The sequence below is a fragment of the Clostridioides sp. ES-S-0054-01 genome, assembly GCA_021561035.1.
Taxonomy (GTDB): domain Bacteria; phylum Bacillota; class Clostridia; order Peptostreptococcales; family Peptostreptococcaceae; genus Clostridioides.
This window is the reverse complement of the sequence record CP067346.1, coordinates 155,001-171,744: the sequence shown is the minus strand read 5'-3', so window position 1 is coordinate 171,744 and position 16,744 is coordinate 155,001. Positions and strand designations below refer to the sequence as shown.

The following is a 16,744-nucleotide window of genomic DNA, read 5'->3' as shown; positions in this document are numbered from 1 at the left end:
AGTTCTTTTCAATAAATATTATCTATTTAATTTTTAATCTGTTTTTACTCAACTGTTACTGACTTTGCTAGATTTCTTGGCTTATCAACATCGCAACCTCTTAATACAGAAACATGATAAGCAAGTAACTGCATTGGTACAACAGCTAATATAGGTGATAAAATATCGTCTGAATTTGGTATATAGATTATTTTATCAGCAGCTTTCTCAACATCTTTATTATGGATTTGAGCAATTGCTACCACATAAGCCCCTCTTGCTCTTACTTCTTCCATATTAGAAACCATTTTTTCAAATAATTTCTCTTGAGTAGCTATTGCAATTACAGGAGTTCCTTTTTCTATTAGAGCTATTGTTCCATGCTTTAACTCCCCTGCTGCAAAAGCTTCTGCATGTATATATGAAATTTCTTTTAATTTTAATGACCCTTCCATTGCTAAGCTATAATCTATACCTCTTCCTAAATAGAATGCATGGTCAGAATTAACAACTGTTTTAGCAATTTCTTTTATATATTCTTCATTGTCTAGTATTTCTTGTATTTTTGATGGTATTTCTTTCATCTTAGAAATCATACTATCATAAAATTCTCTAGTTATTGTTCCTTTTTTAATAGCAAAGTCTAAAGCTATCATATATAAAGAAGTTATTTGAGTAGTATATGCTTTAGTCGATGCAACTGCTACTTCAGGTCCTGCCCAAGTATAGAATACATCATCTGATTCTCTTGCTATAGATGAACCTACAACATTAGTTATTGAAAGTATTCTTGCTCCTTTAGCCTTTGAATCCCTTAATACTGCTAGAGTATCTGCTGTCTCACCAGACTGACTAACTAATATTACTAATGAATTTTCATCTACAAATGGGTCACTATATCTAAATTCTGACGCTATATCAGTTATTACTGGTATATTTACAAATTTTTCTATAGCATACTTACCAAGTAATCCAGCATTATATGCTGTTCCACAAGCTACTATATAAACTTTATTTATTTTATCTAAATCTTCTTTAGAAATATTTATACTATCTAAAACTATGCTTCCATTATCATCAAGTCTTCTTTCTAAAGTTTCTCTGACACCTGCTGGTTGCTCATGAATTTCTTTTGACATAAAGTAATCATATCCACCTTTAGATGCAGCTTCTACATCCCAAGTTACATGAAATACTTCTTTTTCCACGAGATTTCTATTAGAATCATAAACTGTTACATTTTCGTCTTTTAGATGAACTACTTCTCCATTTTCTAAGAAATAAACATCTCTAGTATATTTTAATAAGGCAGGTATATCTGATGCTACAAAGTTTTCACCATCACCAACACCAACTACAAGAGGACTATCTTTTCTTACTGCAACTAATTCATTTTCGTGTTCTTTACATATAACACCTAATGCATAAGCTCCTCTTAATTTCGATATAGTTTTGTATACAGCATCTAATAAATTACCCTCATAGTATTTATCTACTAAATGTGCTATTACTTCTGTATCTGTTTGAGATTCAAACTTAACACCTTCAGAAAGTAATTCTTCTTTTATTTCCATATAGTTTTCTATTATCCCATTATGAACAACTGCTATTGTTTTAGCTTGATTAAAATGAGGATGTGAGTTTACATCAGATGGTTCTCCATGAGTTGCCCATCTTGTATGCCCTATCCCTAAATTTCCATCAATAGAATTCTTTTCTAAATCTTCTGCCAGTACAGAAAGTCTACCTTTAAATTTTCTAATATTAAGTTCTTCTCCATTAGAACTATTAACTGCTACTCCTGCTGAGTCATAACCTCTGTACTCTAGCTTAGAAAGCCCTTCTACTATAACTTCTGCTGCCTTTCTACTTCCTAAATATCCAACTATTCCACACATTATTTGTGTCCTCCTAAAAATATTATTTATATATTTTAAGAGTTAGGTCATATAAGTTTACTTTGGCTTCCCTTTGTCCATAGGATTACTCCTATTATTTAAAGAAGTCTTTCGATGGTAAACACACCGCAGAGCATCCGCCGACAATTCGATTAACTCTGACCTCGTCAACTTAGTTCCTATATTACTTAATAATTATGTCTATAACTAAGTTCTGGCGCTTAGAAAGGTGTCCTCAGTGTTTATATCTGAGAATACCCTTATAAATTACGATAATTTTTCTTGTATAAGATTAGCTAAATTTGTTGCTAATTCTTTTATTTGACCTTCCTCTTTACCCTCTAACATAACTCTAACTAATGGTTCAGTTCCTGATGGTCTTATCAAAACTCTACCATTTCCATCTAAAATAGATTCTATTCTTTCTATCTCAGTTTTTATTTCTGGATATTCCATATATTTGTTCTTATTTTCATTTTTTATTGTTGCATTCACTAATACTTGTGGATATTTACTCATTATTGATGCAAGTTCTGATAAAGATTTTTTTTCTTGCAAAATTATATTTGCAAGTACTAGAGAGCTAAGCACACCATCTCCAGTAGTATTGTAATCTAAAAATATCATATGTCCAGACTGTTCTCCACCAAGATTATATCCATTCTTGACCATATCTTCTAAAACATATCTATCTCCTACTGCTGTAGTAGATAAATTTATTCCATTTTCTTTAGCAGCTATTGTTAGCCCTATGTTACTCATAACTGTAACTACTAAAGTATCTTGTGCTAATTTATTATTTTTCTTTAGATTTAAAGCGCTCAATATCATTATATGGTCTCCATCAACAATTTGACCCTTTTCATTTACTGCAATTAATCTATCAGCATCTCCATCATATGCAAGACCTAAGTCAGCATTATGTTCTAAAACAGCTTTTTGAAGTTGTTCTGGATGCGTAGAACCACATTTATAGTTTATATTATTTCCATCTGGTAAACTATTTATTGAAATTACACTTGCTCCTAATTCATCAAATACTATTGGTGCTACTTTATATGATGCACCATTAGCACAATCCAACACTACTTTTAATCCTTTAAAATCAGTGCTAATTATTGATTTTAAATAATCTACATAATCTCTTTGTGCGCAATGTTCATGTAATTTTCTTCCTACATTTTCTCCAACAGGAAGACAATCTACTTTATCTATATCATCTATATATTCTTCTATTTTTAACTCGATTTCATCATCTAATTTATATCCATTTTTATTAAAAAATTTGATTCCATTATATTCAACAGGGTTGTGAGATGCAGATATAACCACACCACAATCAGCACCATATTTTCTAGTTAAATATGCCACTGCAGGTGTTGGTATTATTCCAACAGTAATAACATCACATCCAACAGACATAAGCCCTGCTATTAAAGATGCCTCTAACATATCTCCTGATATTCTAGTATCTTTACCTACTACTACTTTTACCCTATGGTCTCCTTGTGCTAAAACAAAGCCACCAGCTCTACCAAGTTTATATGCTAAATCACATGTTAATTCTGTATTTGCTACTCCTCTAACTCCATCTGTTCCAAAATACTTTCTCACTAAAGATTCTCCTCTCATAATTGAAAAGCTTGTAATTTGTATAATACTTTTATAATCCATAAAATCTCATTATATTCTTAATTTCAGTCATAAAAATATTTTAATACTTCTCAGCAAAAAAGACAATAGAAATAATTCTATTGTCTTTTTTTTGACATCTTTTTTCTTTATTAGTTAGTTGCTTTAGAACATGCAGCATCCATACCTTTTTGTAGCGCTTCTCTGTTTAATGGAACGAATTTTTCTTTTCTAGGTCCGAAAACTTTTTTAAATGCTTCTAATACAGATTCTATATCTACAGTATCAGCTACTTTTAAGTAAGCACCTAACATTATCATATTAGCAACTTTATCATTTCCTAACTCAGCTGCTAATTCATTTGCTGGTATATAATAAACATCTACATCTGTTCTTTCAACTTTTTCTTTTATTAAAGAGCTATTTACTATTATTTTTCCACCAGGAATAACATCATCTTTGAATTTTTCAAATGCTGGTATATTTAATAATATAGCTGCAGTTGCATCATCTGTTATAAGTGGAGAACCAACTGGCTCACTAGATACAGTTACTGCACAGTTTGCTGTACCTCCACGCATTTCTGGTCCATAAGATGGTAACCAAGAAACTTCTTTTCCTTCTAGCATTCCTGCATAAGTAAGTAATTGCCCCATAGACATAACACCTTGGCCTCCGAAGCCTGCACATATTACTCTAGCTGTAGACATTTACTTCACCTCCTCAACTTCAACATTTTTGAAATTTCCTAATGGATAGTATGGTATCATATTGTCTCTTAACCATTGTAAAGCATCATTTGGAGCTAGTCCCCAGTTTGTAGGACAAGTAGATAATACTTCTACTATTCCAAATCCTAATCCCGCTTGTTGAACTTGGAATGCTTTCTTTATAGCTTTTTTAGCTTGTCTAACATGAGCTGGAGTATCAACTGCTACTCTTTCTACAAATACAGCTCCTGTTAATGTAGCTAACATTTCGCTTACTCTTATTGGATAACCTTGAGTTTCAGCATTTCTTCCTGATTGAGCAGTAGTAGCTCTTTGTCCAACTAATGTAGTTGGAGCCATTTGCCCACCAGTCATACCATATGTTGTATTGTTTACAAATATAGTAGTTATTTTTTCTCCTCTAGCAGCTGCATGAACTATTTCAGCAGTACCTATTGAAGCTAAGTCTCCATCACCTTGATAAGTAAATACTGTATTTTCAGGATGAACTCTTTTTATTCCTGTAGCAGCAGCTGGTGCTCTACCATGAGCAGCCTCTTGAGTGTCACAGTTAAAATATTTATATCCTAAAACTGAACATCCAACTGGAACAACACCTACAGCATCACCTAATACTCCTAATTCTTCTAATACTTCACCAACTAATCTATGGATTATACCATGTGTACATCCTGGACAGTAGTGAGTTTGAGTATCTTGTAACCCTTGAGTTTTCTTAAATACAACAGCCATTATCTAGCACCTCCTGCAACCAATTCTCCGGCAATAATTTTTTTAGCTTTTTCAACTATTTCTGCTGGTGTTGGAGTCATTCCTCCTGGTCTTCCATGGAAGTAAACTGGTAATTTACCTTCTACTGCCATTTTAACATCTTCCACCATTTGTCCCATACTCATTTCAACAGTTAATATGTTTCTAACATTAGGAATTTGGTCAAATGCTTCAAATGGGAATGGCCATAATACTTTAGGTCTTATAAGACCTGCTTTTATTCCTTCTTCTCTTAATATATCAATTGCGCTTTTTACTACTCTTGAAGTAGTTCCATAAGCTGCAAATACAAATTCAGCATCTTCTGTTTTGTACATTTCGTATTGTACTTCATTTTTTTCCATTGCTTCAAATTTTTCTTGTAAATGCCAGCAGTGGTCTTCTAATACTTCTGGCTCTAAGTATAGAGAGTTTATTACATTAGGTTTTCTTTTTCCTTTAGTTCCAACAGTTGCCCAATCTTTAGGAGGCAATTCTCTTTTCTTCTCAGGAGCTCTAAATTCAACTGGCTCCATCATTTGACCTATCATACCATCTGCAACTACCATAACTGGTGATCTGTAATAATCTGCAACATCAAAAGCTTCCATTATCATATCAACAGCTTCTTGAACTGTAGCTGGTGCGAATACTGGAGTTCTGTAGTCTCCATTTCCTCCACCTCTTGTAGACATGAAGTAATCAGCTTGTGAAGGTTGTATACTTCCAAGTCCTGGACCACCTCTCATTACGTTAAGTACAACGCAAGGAACTTCTGCTCCAACTGCATATGTTATACCTTCTTGTTTTAAAGCAACTCCTGGTGAAGATGAAGAAGTCATAACTCTTGCTCCTGCACCTGCTCCACCATAAACCATGTTTATTGCAGAAACTTCTGATTCAGCCTGAACGAACGCTCCACCTATTTTTGGTAACTCTCTTGATAAATATTCTGGTAATTCACTTTGTGGAGTTATTGGGTAACCGAAGAAATATTTGCAACCAGCTTCTATAGCTGCTTTTCCAAACGCTTCGTTACCTTTCATAAGTATCTTAGCCATTAAAATTCCCCCTTAAATATTAATTAAATTAATCTCTTTCTACTGTTATAACTACATCTGGACACATAGTTGCACAACTTGCACATCCTACGCATTTTTCCATTTCAAAAACAGTTGCTGGGTTATACCCTTTTTTGTTTATTACATTTGAGTCTAATTGTATGATTTTTACTGGACATGCTTCAACACATAATCCACAACCTTTACAACGTTCTTGATTAAAAGATACTTTTCCTTTAGCCATTTACCTAAGCCTCCTTAAACTTTCTATATATTTGAGCTCAAACTACATCCAGTCTTCTCTCATATATAATTTTATAGGAAAAATTTCTCCCTCTAAATCTTTTGGTAATTGTTCAACAAGATTTTCTAAACATGCAACATATCTTATAGGTATATTACACTCCTTAGAAACTTCTTCTGCAACTTTTTGACCTCTTAAAACATCATCAACAGTAGTAAATCTAATGAGATGAGTATTATTAATTAGACCTGTTACCTTTAATTTAGAAGACTTTTCTATTTCCTTTATATATTGGATAACTTCTTCAGAAGTTTGAGTTTTCTCCCTATTTGCATTTATTACAAAAAGCATATCATAGTCGCCTTCTTTTAACAAATGACTAAATCTTCCTATAACTCTAGCACCTACATTATCTCCACCTAAATCTATAACAGAATTGTATGAATGATCAACCATAGGAGACATTACCTCCGCTGATACTGCTGGTAAGTCTAATGTTGGAGCATTGATTGAGCTATCTATTGGTTGTATACCTAAAGATTTCATTAGCTCTTTCTTCTCTCTAGTTCTAAAGTATACATTTACCACATCTAAATCGGCTATAGCAACTTTGCCAGAAACCATATCTCTTAATTTAACAACATAGTTCATCGCAAATTCACTTTTACCACTTCCATAGTGACCAGTTATGATTCTTATTCTTTTATCATTAGTTATCATAAACCTGAGCCTCTTCTTCACCAGTTAAAACTCTAAGTCCACCTTGAGCTAATGCAATCATTTCATCTTCACCTGGATAAACTTTTACATCTGCTATAAATTGAACTCTATCTGCAATCATTTCTGTAAACATTTTTGAATATGCGATTCCACCAGTTAATAGTATTGCTTTTACATCTCCCTTAAGAACTGCTGCACTAGCTCCTATTTCTTTAGATATTTGATATGCCATAGCTTCATATACTAATTTAGCCTTTTCATCTCCAGCTTCAATTCTTTCTTCAACTTCTCTAGCATCATTAGTATTTAAGTATGCAACTAATCCACCATTGCCTTTTATTTTCTTTTTAATTTCATCTTGAGTATATTCTCCACTAAAGCACATTTTTACTAATGCACCTACTGGTAATCCACCACTTCTTTCTGGAGAGAAAGGTCCTTCTCCATCTAATGCGTTTGCAACATCTATTATTCTACCATTTTTATGGGCTCCAACAGAAACTCCGCCACCCATGTGAGCAACTATAAGATTTATATCTTCATATTTCTTGTTTATTTCTCTAGCATATCTTCTTGCTATTGCCTTTTGATTTAAAGCATGCACTACACTTGCTCTACTTATTTCAGGCATCCCAGAAATTCTAGCAACATCTTCTAATTCATCCACAACAACAGGGTCTACTATGTATGAAGGAACATTTACTTCATCACCTATTTGTTTTGCTATTATTCCACCTAAGTTTGAAGCATGTTCTCCTAGAACTCCTACTTTTAAATCTTCAATCATAGCAGCACTTACTAAATAAGTACCACCTTTTATAGGTTTAAGAAGTCCTCCTCTACCTACTACAGCATCTAATTCAGATGTTTTTATTCCACCTTCTTTTAGAGCTTCTTCTATCACTTGTTTACGGAATTCAAATTGGTCTGACACTTTCTCATATTTTCCTATTTCTTCTGAAGAATGTCTTAAAGTTTTTTCAAATACTAAATCCTCATTATCAAATACAGCTATTTTAGTTGACGTCGAACCAGGATTTATTGTTAAGATTTTAAATATTTTGCTCATTTGCCTATTTCCCCCTTAAAATTAAGCCTTTGCTGCCATTAAAACACCTAAAGCTATTGAGTTAAGTTTAGTTTCTTCGCTGTCTGCTCTAGAAGTTAATATTACTGGTGCTTTAGCCCCAACTATAACTCCTGCATTTTTTGATTTTGAGAAGAATACCAAAGCTTTATATAATATGTTACCACCTTCGATATCTGGAGCTAACAATATATCAGCTCTTCCTGCTACAGGATGATTTATACCTTTATGTTTAGCTGCTTCTAAAGACACTGCATTATCAATTGCAAAAGGTCCACCAACCATACAACCTTTGATTTCTCCTCTTTCATACATTTCTTCTAGCTCTTTAGCTTCAACTGTATCTTTCATTTTTGGGTTTACTTTTTCTTTTGCGCATATTGCAGCAACTTTTGGTTCACTTATATCTAATGAATGTGCTACTGTGCAAGCATTTTCTATGATTTGCTTTTTAGTATTTGTGTCAGGAGCTAAGTTCATAGCTGCGTCAGTTACGAAAAATAATCTGTCATATCCCTCTACATCAAATACTGCTACATGACTTAATACATTTCCAGTTCTAAGACCTACTTCTTTGTTTAAAACTGCTTTTAGTATTATTGATGTGTCTACTAAGCCTTTCATTACCATGTCGGCTTTTCCTTGTGAAACTAATTCAACAGATTTTAGAGATGCTTCTGCTAAATCTTTTATATCTATCACTTCATAATTTTCGATATCCATGTCTATGCTTTTTGCAATTTCTTTAGTCTTTTCTATATCACCTATTAAAATGGCATTTGCTATTTTTTCTTTTCTAGCCATTTCAACTGCCATTAAAACTTCCTTATCTTGGCAACATGCTACTGATATAGTTTTAGGTCCTCTTTCTTTTGCAAACTTAATTACTTCTTCAAAGCTTTTCATGCATTTCCACCTCATCTTGAATTTTTTGAAATAGAACTTTTTATATCTCAATTAAATTATAACTCGTTCAGCAACGTTTTCCTAGTGATAATTGAAATATTTAATTCAAAAATATTTATTTAAATCTATTTATCAGTCTTTTTTCATATATCTAGTGCTTTTTAGATTTAACAAATATCTCATTGTCCTTATTTTATAATATAACTAAAATAAACAAGATGCAACAAAAACATAAAATTAACAAACTTAATTTTATAGGTTTTTTTGTCGCATCTTGTAACAACTAAATATTCGAAATATTTGTTCATTCCACTTCAACAATATTAGGTTCTATATTTATTTTTTTAAATTGATATGTTGTTTCATATTTTATTTTATATTTATTTTCTTCCTCAGGAGCTTGTGATAAATCAATATACAATGAAATATCTTTTTTATTTAACTTACTCAAATCTTCTGTCGATTCTACAACAACTTTTATATCTACGTCAGAAATTATACTTGGATTATCCATATTTGTTGGGGTATTCCTTAATTCAATATCTCCTGCATTATATAGAAACTCTGCACTCAATTGTTTTGTCCCATTTAATTTGATTGTTATAGAACTATCCTCAAGAGTTATACCCTCTGGTACTTCTAAGCTTACTTCTTTTTCTTCTCCACTAGCTAAATCATCTAAATCAACAGGTTTTGTCTTAATATAATTTATTTTGTCTATATTTTCCTTTTTACCTTTTATTGTGACCTGTTCCTTACTTAATTCATAATTTTTCAATGTATCATTATCTTTATTATCATTTAGATTTACTTTTATTGGTACAGTTTTTTCCTTTAACAACTCTATTTTTGCAGTTACAAAAGATGAACTTAATTTTACACCTTCAACTTTAGTTCCGTCACTATTTAATGGTATTAATTCCAATTTTTTAGAAAAATCCTCCGTCTCATTGCCAACATCTAAATTAGCCCTTACACTTTTAACTTCTTTAACTAGAGTTCTTGGACCCGATACTTCGACAAACTTCTTACTAAGTTCAATTTTATTTATATTTCTTTTTGAATTCCCACTTACTTCTATCTTTATATCTCTTTTTTCTTTTATATTTTTTTCAAGATTTACTACTAAAACATCATGCTTAAATTCTATAGTGACGCCTTGAGGAATATTTGCTTTTAAATAAACCTCCTTCTGTCCTTGTATTGGGTCTTCAATAGTTCCATATACATGTATATCCTCTTTTTTAACACCTTGCACCTTTGATAAACTACCCTTTATATATACATCTGCAGTTAATTTTTCGTCTGGATATATAACAAGATTTTTATCTTTTAAATCACTCATATTACTTATAGATACAGGTATGTCTTCAAACCCTTTAGTTTCTTCAGGGTCAACTACAGCCATAACATACATCCATAATGCAATCGCACTTAAAAATGATATTATTTTTATTTTGGTATTATTTTTCAGTCTATTTATCATTTAAATATACCACCTTTGAAAAAACTTCTTGTTTCTGTATTTGTTTTTAAATTACTACGTAATATATTCGTCATTCTTTCTCTAGAAATATCTCTATATAACTTACCTGCTTTAGCAATTGATACGCCACCTGTTTCCTCTGATACAATCAACGTTATACAGTCAGACACCTCACTTACTCCTATTCCTGCTCTATGTCTAGTACCTAAATCTTTACTTAAGTCCTTACTTTCTGTCAATGGTAAAAAACATGCAGCTGCCTTTACCTTAGAATCTCTAATTACAACAGCACCATCGTGTAATGGCGTATTTGGTATAAATATATTTATTAATAGCTGTCTAGAAATTTCAGCATCAATAATAGTTCCTGTATTTATTATATCACTTATTCTAGTTTCTCTCTCCATTATGATAAGAGCTCCTATTTTTTGTCTAGAAAGTGAATATAAAGCTTCTACAATTTCTTCTATATTTCTATTGAGAGTCTCTTCAGAAGTATTTACATTCTTTCCAAATAAATTAAATTTTGCTCTTCCTATATGTTCAAGCCCTGCTCTAAATTCTGGCTGAAAAATTATAAGAGCAGCTATAACTCCATAATCTAAAGCTTTAAGAGATATCCAATAAACGGTGTGCAATTTAAATGTATTACTAAGTTGAGTTGCTAATAAAAGAAATATTATTCCTTTAAACACTTGTTCTGCTCTTGTATCTTTTATAAACATAAATATTTTGTAAAAAATATACGCTACTATAGATATGTCAATTAAATCATATATACTCATTCTTAATATTATATTAAAAAATCCATTTAAAAAAGAATTTATATCTAACACAGTTTTATCCTCCTGTTTGATAACTTCTTAATTATTTACACTAAGTATTATACTATATAAATCTAACTCTATACAAACTATTTAACTTTTATGTAAATAATTCTAATTTTATGTTTAGAGATTGTTAAATAATCTCTAAACACATTAAAAATATCAACTTAATAAATACATTTTTTTATTAAAGTTAGTTTTTGTTTAAATAATTCAAACCATCAAGGCGCGAATACAAAATAGTACTCGCGCCTTAATGCAGTTTTATGCTCTAAAATATCTTTAATATATCTTTACTTAATATATATTCATCATTATAAATTCGATAATCTATTTATCAGCTACAAACAACTACAAAATTTAAATATTATTTGTCATCAATATTATTCTATTAGAATCATTTTTATATTAGAGTAATAATTTATTTTATATCTAGTTTATATAAATTTATTTTAATATCTTACTATAAACTATCACTAAAACTTACCTTATGTAACTAGACAAGCTCTTCTACAACCAAAATAACATATAATATTTAAAGTCGTATATCTATTCCACAATATAATAATTCATTTAGTATAACTTATAAATATTACATTAAATTGTCAATTCTTTATAGTACCTAATTTTCTTTTATAATTCCTTGTACTTATTATTTAGGTGAAATGAATTTCTTTATAAATAAATTCATATGTTATTTCAATATATTAATACTATAAAGTATACAGTATAATGTATATAATTCTTATATAATTATGATTGCATTCAATTGATGCTTTCATAAACTTCTTGTAGACTATTATACATTACCCTTCATATCTTTACAATATTAATGAATATAATGTAACTCTTACATAGTTTAAAGTTTATAAAGATAAAGACACAGGTAATATACATGTATCCTGTGTCTTTTTAAACAATATAAAAGTTTACTATAAAATATAGTAAACTTTTCTTAATGAGCGCACAGGGATTCGAACCCCGGACACACGCCTTAGAAGGGCGTTGCTCTATCCAGCTGAGCTATGCACCCAAATTATTATGGAGCGGGAAACGAGATTCGAACTCGCGACTTCAACCTTGGCAAGGTTGCGCTCTACCACTGAACTATTCCCGCTTATTTAATTTGGCGACCTGGAAGGGGCTCGAACCCTCGACCTCCAGCGTGACAGGCTGGCATTCTAACCAACTGAACTACCAGGCCGCAAATGGTGGGACCAACAGGGCTCGAACCTGTGACCCCCTGCTTGTAAGGCAGGTGCTCTCCCAGCTGAGCTATGGTCCCATCTTTGGAGCGGGTGAAGGGGATCGAACCCTCACAGCTGGCTTGGAAGGCCAGAACTCTACCATTGAGCTACACCCGCATATTTAATTGGTGACTCGTAGGGGAATTGAACCCCTGTTACCGCCGTGAAAGGGCGGTGTCTTAACCTCTTGACCAACGAGCCATTTTAATGGTTGCGGAGGCAGGACTTGAACCTACGACCTTCGGGTTATGAGCCCGACGAGCTGCCAACTGCTCCACCCCGCGATATTGTTTCATAAGTGCCGAAGACCGGAATCGAACCGGTACGAGAGGTAAGTCCCGCAGGATTTTAAGTCCTGTGCGTCTGCCAGTTCCGCCACTTCGGCTTTTTTGGCTCCAAGGGTGGGGCTCGAACCCACAGCCTACCGGTTAACAGCCGGTTGCTCCACCGTTGAGCTACCTTGGAACATTTAACGTGGCTACGTCCTACTCTCCCAGACAGTTTCCCACCAAGTACCATCAGCGCTAGAGAGCTTAACTTCTGTGTTCGGAATGGGAACAGGTGTATCCTTTCTGCTATTGTAACCACATAATCTTTATGCTTAATATTTCTATTAAGTTCTTAGTAAATTTTTAGAATCTAGTAATACTAGTTTCTTTAGAGTTAACACTCTAAAAACTACATATATACCTTAATTAATGAACATCAAATAAATATTGGTCAAGTCCTCGACCTATTAGTATCGATAAGCTAAATACATTGCTGCACTTACACCTTCGACCTATCAACCAGATAGTCTTTCTGGGGTCTTACCCTTGCGGTGGGAAATCTTATCTTGAAGTTGGCTTCGCGCTTAGATGCTTTCAGCGCTTATCCATTCCGTACATAGCTACCCAGCCATGCCCTTGGCAGGACAACTGGTACACCAGAGGTACGTCCATCCCGGTCCTCTCGTACTAAGGACAGGTCTTCTCAAATTTCCTACGCCTGCGACGGATAGGGACCGAACTGTCTCACGACGTTCTGAACCCAGCTCGCGTACCACTTTAATGGGCGAACAGCCCAACCCTTGGGACCTACTACAGCCCCAGGATGTGATGAGCCGACATCGAGGTGCCAAACCTCCCCGTCGATGTGGACTCTTGGGGGAGATAAGCCTGTTATCCCCAGGGTAGCTTTTATCCGTTGAGCGATGGCCCTTCCACGCAGAACCACCGGATCACTAAGTCCGATTTTCATCCTTGCTCGACCTGTATGTCTTGCAATCAAGCTCTCTTTTGCCTTTACACTCTACGTACGATTTCCGACCGTACTGAGAGAACCTTTGAGCGCCTCCGTTACCTTTTGGGAGGCGACCGCCCCAGTCAAACTGCCCACCTGACAGTGTCCCAAGACCAGATTCATGGCCTATGGTTAGAGTCCCAGTACTACAAGGGTGGTATCCCAAGGATGGCTCCGCCAAAACTGGCGTCCTGGTTTCAAAGCCTCCCACCTATCCTGTACATGTAGTACCAAGACCCAATGTCAAGCTACAGTAAAGCTCCATGGGGTCTTTCCGTCCTGTCGCAGGTATCCGGCATCTTCACCGGAATTACAATTTCACCGAGTCTGTTGTTGAGACAGTGCCCAAATCGTTACGCCTTTCGTGCGGGTCGGAACTTACCCGACAAGGAATTTCGCTACCTTAGGACCGTTATAGTTACGGCCGCCGTTTACTGGGGCTTAAGTTCACTGCTTCGATTGCTCTAACAGATCCCCTTAACCTTCCAGCACCGGGCAGGCGTCAGCTCCTATACATCGTCTTGCGACTTAGCAGAAACCTATGTTTTTGGTAAACAGTCGCTTGGGCCTATTCTCTGCGGCCACCGGATGGTGGCACCCCTTATCCCTAAGTTACGGGGTCATTTTGCCGAGTTCCTTAACAACAGTTCTCTCGCTGGCCTTAGGATACTCTCCTCACCCACCTGTGTCGGTTTGCGGTACGGGTACCTTTAACCTCGATAGAGACTTTTCTTGACAGTGTGAAATCAGCTACTTCGCTACTAAATTTCGCTCCCCATCACATCCCAGCATTATCAAAGCGGATTTACCTACTCTGACTGCCTCAATGCTTGGGCACACATAACCAACAGTGTGCTTAGCTTATCCTACTGTGTCATCCCATCTCTCAAACGGTTATCGGTAGTACAGGAATATCAACCTGTTGTCCATCACCTACGCCTTTCGGCCTCAGCTTAGGTCCCGACTAACCCAGGGCGGACGAACCTTCCCCTGGAAACCTTGGGTTTACGGCCTGTGGGATTCTCACCCACATCTCGCTACTCATGCCAACATTCTCACTCCCATACTGTCCACATGTCCTTACGGTCATGCTTCAACCCGTATGGGAAGCTCCCCTACCCATCATAATGATGCCGTAGCTTCGGTAGTAAGTTTTAGCCCCGGAAATCTTCGGCGCAGGATCACTCGACCAGTGAGCTATTACGCACTCTTTGAATGAGTGGCTGCTTCTAAGCCAACATCCTGGTTGTCTGTGCAATCCCACATCCTTTACCACTTAACTTACATTTAGGGACCTTAGCTGACGATCTGGGCTGTTGCCCTTTCGACTATGAATCTTATCACCCACAGTCTGACTCCCAAGTATAAGATGACGGCATTCGGAGTTTGATAGTCTTCGGTAGGTGCAATACCCCCTAGGACATTCAGTGCTCTACCTCCGTATCTCTCACCTTGAGGCTAGCCCTAAAGCTATTTCGGGGAGAACCAGCTATCTCCGGGCTCGATTGGAATTTCACCGCTACCCACAAGTCATCCCCGAGCTTTTCAACGCTCGTGGGTTCGGACCTCCACGAAATTTTACTTTCGCTTCATCCTGCTCATGGGTAGGTCGCCCGGTTTCGGGTCTACGTCAAGTAACTGAACGCTCAGTTAAAACTCGCTTTCGCTACGGCTCCACACCTTAAGTGCTTAACCTTGCTACTTAACGTAACTCGTTGGCCCGTTCTACAAAAAGTACGCGGTCACACAAGAAATGTGCTTCCACAGCTTGTAAGTGCAGGGTTTCAGGTTCTATTTCACTCCCCTCCCGGGGTTCTTTTCACCTTTCCCTCACGGTACTATACGCTATCGGTCACTAGGTAGTATTTAGCCTTGGAGGGTGGTCCCTCCTGCTTCCCACAGGGTTTCACGTGTCCCGTGGTACTCTGGATCATATCTGAAGTCTTCTCGTTTAACATACAGGACTATTACCTTCTGTGGTGGGTCTTTCCAAACCTCTTCAATTACAATACCTCTTCGTTATGATATGTCCGCAACCCCAATAAAGAAAACTTTATTGGTTTGGGCTAATCCGCGTTCGCTCGCCGCTACTTACGGAATCGAATTTCTTTCTCTTCCTTCAGGTACTTAGATGTTTCAGTTCCCTGAGTTCCCCTCATTAAGCTATGTATTCACTTAATGATACTTAGACATTACTCTAAGTGAGTTTCCTCATTCGGAAATCTTCGGATCAAAGTTTACGTGCAACTCCCCGAAGCTTATCGCAGCTTATCACGTCCTTCATCGGCTCCTAGTGCCAAGGCATCCGCCCTGCACCCTTAATAACTTGACCAGTTAAAAAGGTTTGATAGATTAAAGTCTATCAACTTGATAATTTTAAAAAGTTATCAGCTTTATATATTACAAATTAGATGTCATATCACTAAATATATATGCAGTTTTCAAAGTGCTAAAGCACAGCGTCAACGAATAAATCCCGTTGCTTAAAGTGCTAACGCACGTCGCCAACAAACAAACTTCACATGCGTTCAGTTTATTCTGTTGCTTAAAGTGCTAACGCACAAAGCTTGTATAAAGTTAAGCTATAAGTGCATGTAAGAGGCTACTAGATAAATCAAAGATTTAGGTAATATACTCTTAAATGGTGGAGATGAGGAGAGTCGAACTCCTGACCCCTTGCTTGCAAGGCAAGTGCTCTCCCAACTGAGCTACACCCCCATATATGAAGTTCATAAAGAACTCTCAAAATTAAACAGTAGGCAATTCTCCTTAGAAAGGAGGTGATCCAGCCGCACCTTCCGATACGGCTACCTTGTTACGACTTCACCCCAGTTATTGATTCCACCTTCGACGACTTCTTCCAAAAGGTTAGATAATCGGCTTCGGGCGTCTCCA

11 protein-coding genes, 10 tRNA genes and 3 rRNA genes (1 of these 24 running past the window's edge) are annotated in these 16,744 nt (G+C 35.5%); all 24 read right to left on the bottom strand.

The annotated features are described in order from the left end of the window. Nucleotides 1-44: 44 nt before the first annotated feature. A complete protein-coding gene (glmS, locus tag JJC02_01160) occupies nucleotides 45-1,877 on the bottom strand; it encodes a glutamine--fructose-6-phosphate transaminase (isomerizing) (GenBank protein UDN54837.1) in 1,833 nt (610 codons plus the stop codon). Nucleotides 1,878-2,144: 267 nt separating this feature from the next. After that, the gene (locus JJC02_01155) at nucleotides 2,145-3,491 is read right to left on the bottom strand and encodes a phosphoglucosamine mutase (protein ID UDN54836.1); all 1,347 of its coding nucleotides are present in this window, start codon (nucleotides 3,489-3,491) and stop codon (nucleotides 2,145-2,147) included. A gap of 170 nt (nucleotides 3,492-3,661) precedes the next feature. Further along, a complete protein-coding gene (locus JJC02_01150) occupies nucleotides 3,662-4,219 on the bottom strand; it encodes a 2-oxoacid:acceptor oxidoreductase family protein (GenBank protein UDN54835.1) in 558 nt (185 codons plus the stop codon). Further along, nucleotides 4,220-4,972: a 2-oxoglutarate oxidoreductase gene (locus JJC02_01145; GenBank protein ID UDN54834.1), complete on the bottom strand. Its 753-nt coding sequence runs from the start codon at nucleotides 4,970-4,972 to the stop codon at nucleotides 4,220-4,222. Next, nucleotides 4,972-6,051: a 3-methyl-2-oxobutanoate dehydrogenase subunit VorB gene (locus JJC02_01140; GenBank protein UDN54833.1), complete on the bottom strand. Its 1,080-nt coding sequence runs from the start codon at nucleotides 6,049-6,051 to the stop codon at nucleotides 4,972-4,974. Before JJC02_01140 ends, JJC02_01145 begins: the two co-directional genes overlap by 1 nt. A 28-nt stretch (nucleotides 6,052-6,079) precedes the next feature. Beyond that, nucleotides 6,080-6,295 (bottom strand): 4Fe-4S binding protein, encoded by a 216-nt coding sequence (locus JJC02_01135; protein UDN54832.1) that lies wholly within the window; start codon nucleotides 6,293-6,295, stop codon nucleotides 6,080-6,082. 42 nt (nucleotides 6,296-6,337) lie between these two features. After that, entirely contained in the window at nucleotides 6,338-7,015 is a 678-nt protein-coding gene (locus JJC02_01130) for an ATP-binding protein (protein ID UDN54831.1), read from the bottom strand. After that, nucleotides 7,005-8,084: a butyrate kinase gene (gene buk / locus JJC02_01125; GenBank protein ID UDN54830.1), complete on the bottom strand. Its 1,080-nt coding sequence runs from the start codon at nucleotides 8,082-8,084 to the stop codon at nucleotides 7,005-7,007. The genes JJC02_01130 and buk overlap by 11 nt, the downstream gene beginning before the upstream one ends. A gap of 21 nt (nucleotides 8,085-8,105) precedes the next feature. After that, nucleotides 8,106-9,008, bottom strand: coding sequence for a phosphate butyryltransferase (gene ptb, locus JJC02_01120; GenBank protein ID UDN54829.1), 903 nt, complete (start codon nucleotides 9,006-9,008; stop codon nucleotides 8,106-8,108). Nucleotides 9,009-9,312: 304 nt separating this feature from the next. Further along, entirely contained in the window at nucleotides 9,313-10,494 is a 1,182-nt protein-coding gene (locus tag JJC02_01115) for a hypothetical protein (GenBank protein ID UDN54828.1), read from the bottom strand. Continuing rightward, a complete protein-coding gene (locus JJC02_01110) occupies nucleotides 10,491-11,330 on the bottom strand; it encodes a TIGR00159 family protein (GenBank protein ID UDN54827.1) in 840 nt (279 codons plus the stop codon). Before JJC02_01110 ends, JJC02_01115 begins: the two co-directional genes overlap by 4 nt. A gap of 950 nt (nucleotides 11,331-12,280) precedes the next feature. After that, nucleotides 12,281-12,354 (bottom strand) — tRNA-Arg (locus JJC02_01105). A gap of 9 nt (nucleotides 12,355-12,363) precedes the next feature. After that, a tRNA-Gly gene (locus tag JJC02_01100) sits at nucleotides 12,364-12,438 on the bottom strand. 10 nt (nucleotides 12,439-12,448) lie between these two features. Continuing rightward, nucleotides 12,449-12,525, bottom strand: a tRNA-Asp gene (locus tag JJC02_01095). A 5-nt stretch (nucleotides 12,526-12,530) separates the two neighbouring features. Then, nucleotides 12,531-12,606 (bottom strand) — tRNA-Val (locus tag JJC02_01090). A gap of 5 nt (nucleotides 12,607-12,611) precedes the next feature. After that, nucleotides 12,612-12,685 (bottom strand) — tRNA-Gly (locus JJC02_01085). A 9-nt stretch (nucleotides 12,686-12,694) separates the two neighbouring features. After that, nucleotides 12,695-12,769: transfer RNA gene (locus JJC02_01080), tRNA-Glu, on the bottom strand. A 7-nt stretch (nucleotides 12,770-12,776) separates the two neighbouring features. Beyond that, a tRNA-Met gene (locus tag JJC02_01075) sits at nucleotides 12,777-12,852 on the bottom strand. A 15-nt stretch (nucleotides 12,853-12,867) separates the two neighbouring features. Beyond that, nucleotides 12,868-12,953: transfer RNA gene (locus tag JJC02_01070), tRNA-Leu, on the bottom strand. A gap of 5 nt (nucleotides 12,954-12,958) precedes the next feature. Then, nucleotides 12,959-13,033 (bottom strand) — tRNA-Asn (locus tag JJC02_01065). Nucleotides 13,034-13,040: 7 nt separating this feature from the next. Beyond that, a 5S ribosomal RNA gene (rrf, locus tag JJC02_01060) occupies nucleotides 13,041-13,157 on the bottom strand. Between the two features lie 127 nt (nucleotides 13,158-13,284). Then, a 23S ribosomal RNA gene (locus JJC02_01055) occupies nucleotides 13,285-16,181 on the bottom strand. A 310-nt stretch (nucleotides 16,182-16,491) separates the two neighbouring features. Next, a tRNA-Ala gene (locus tag JJC02_01050) sits at nucleotides 16,492-16,567 on the bottom strand. Between the two features lie 55 nt (nucleotides 16,568-16,622). Beyond that, nucleotides 16,623-16,744, bottom strand: a 16S ribosomal RNA gene (locus JJC02_01045); it runs 1,381 nt beyond the window's last position. The 16S, 23S and 5S rRNA genes sit together here with 10 tRNA genes alongside, the layout of an rRNA operon.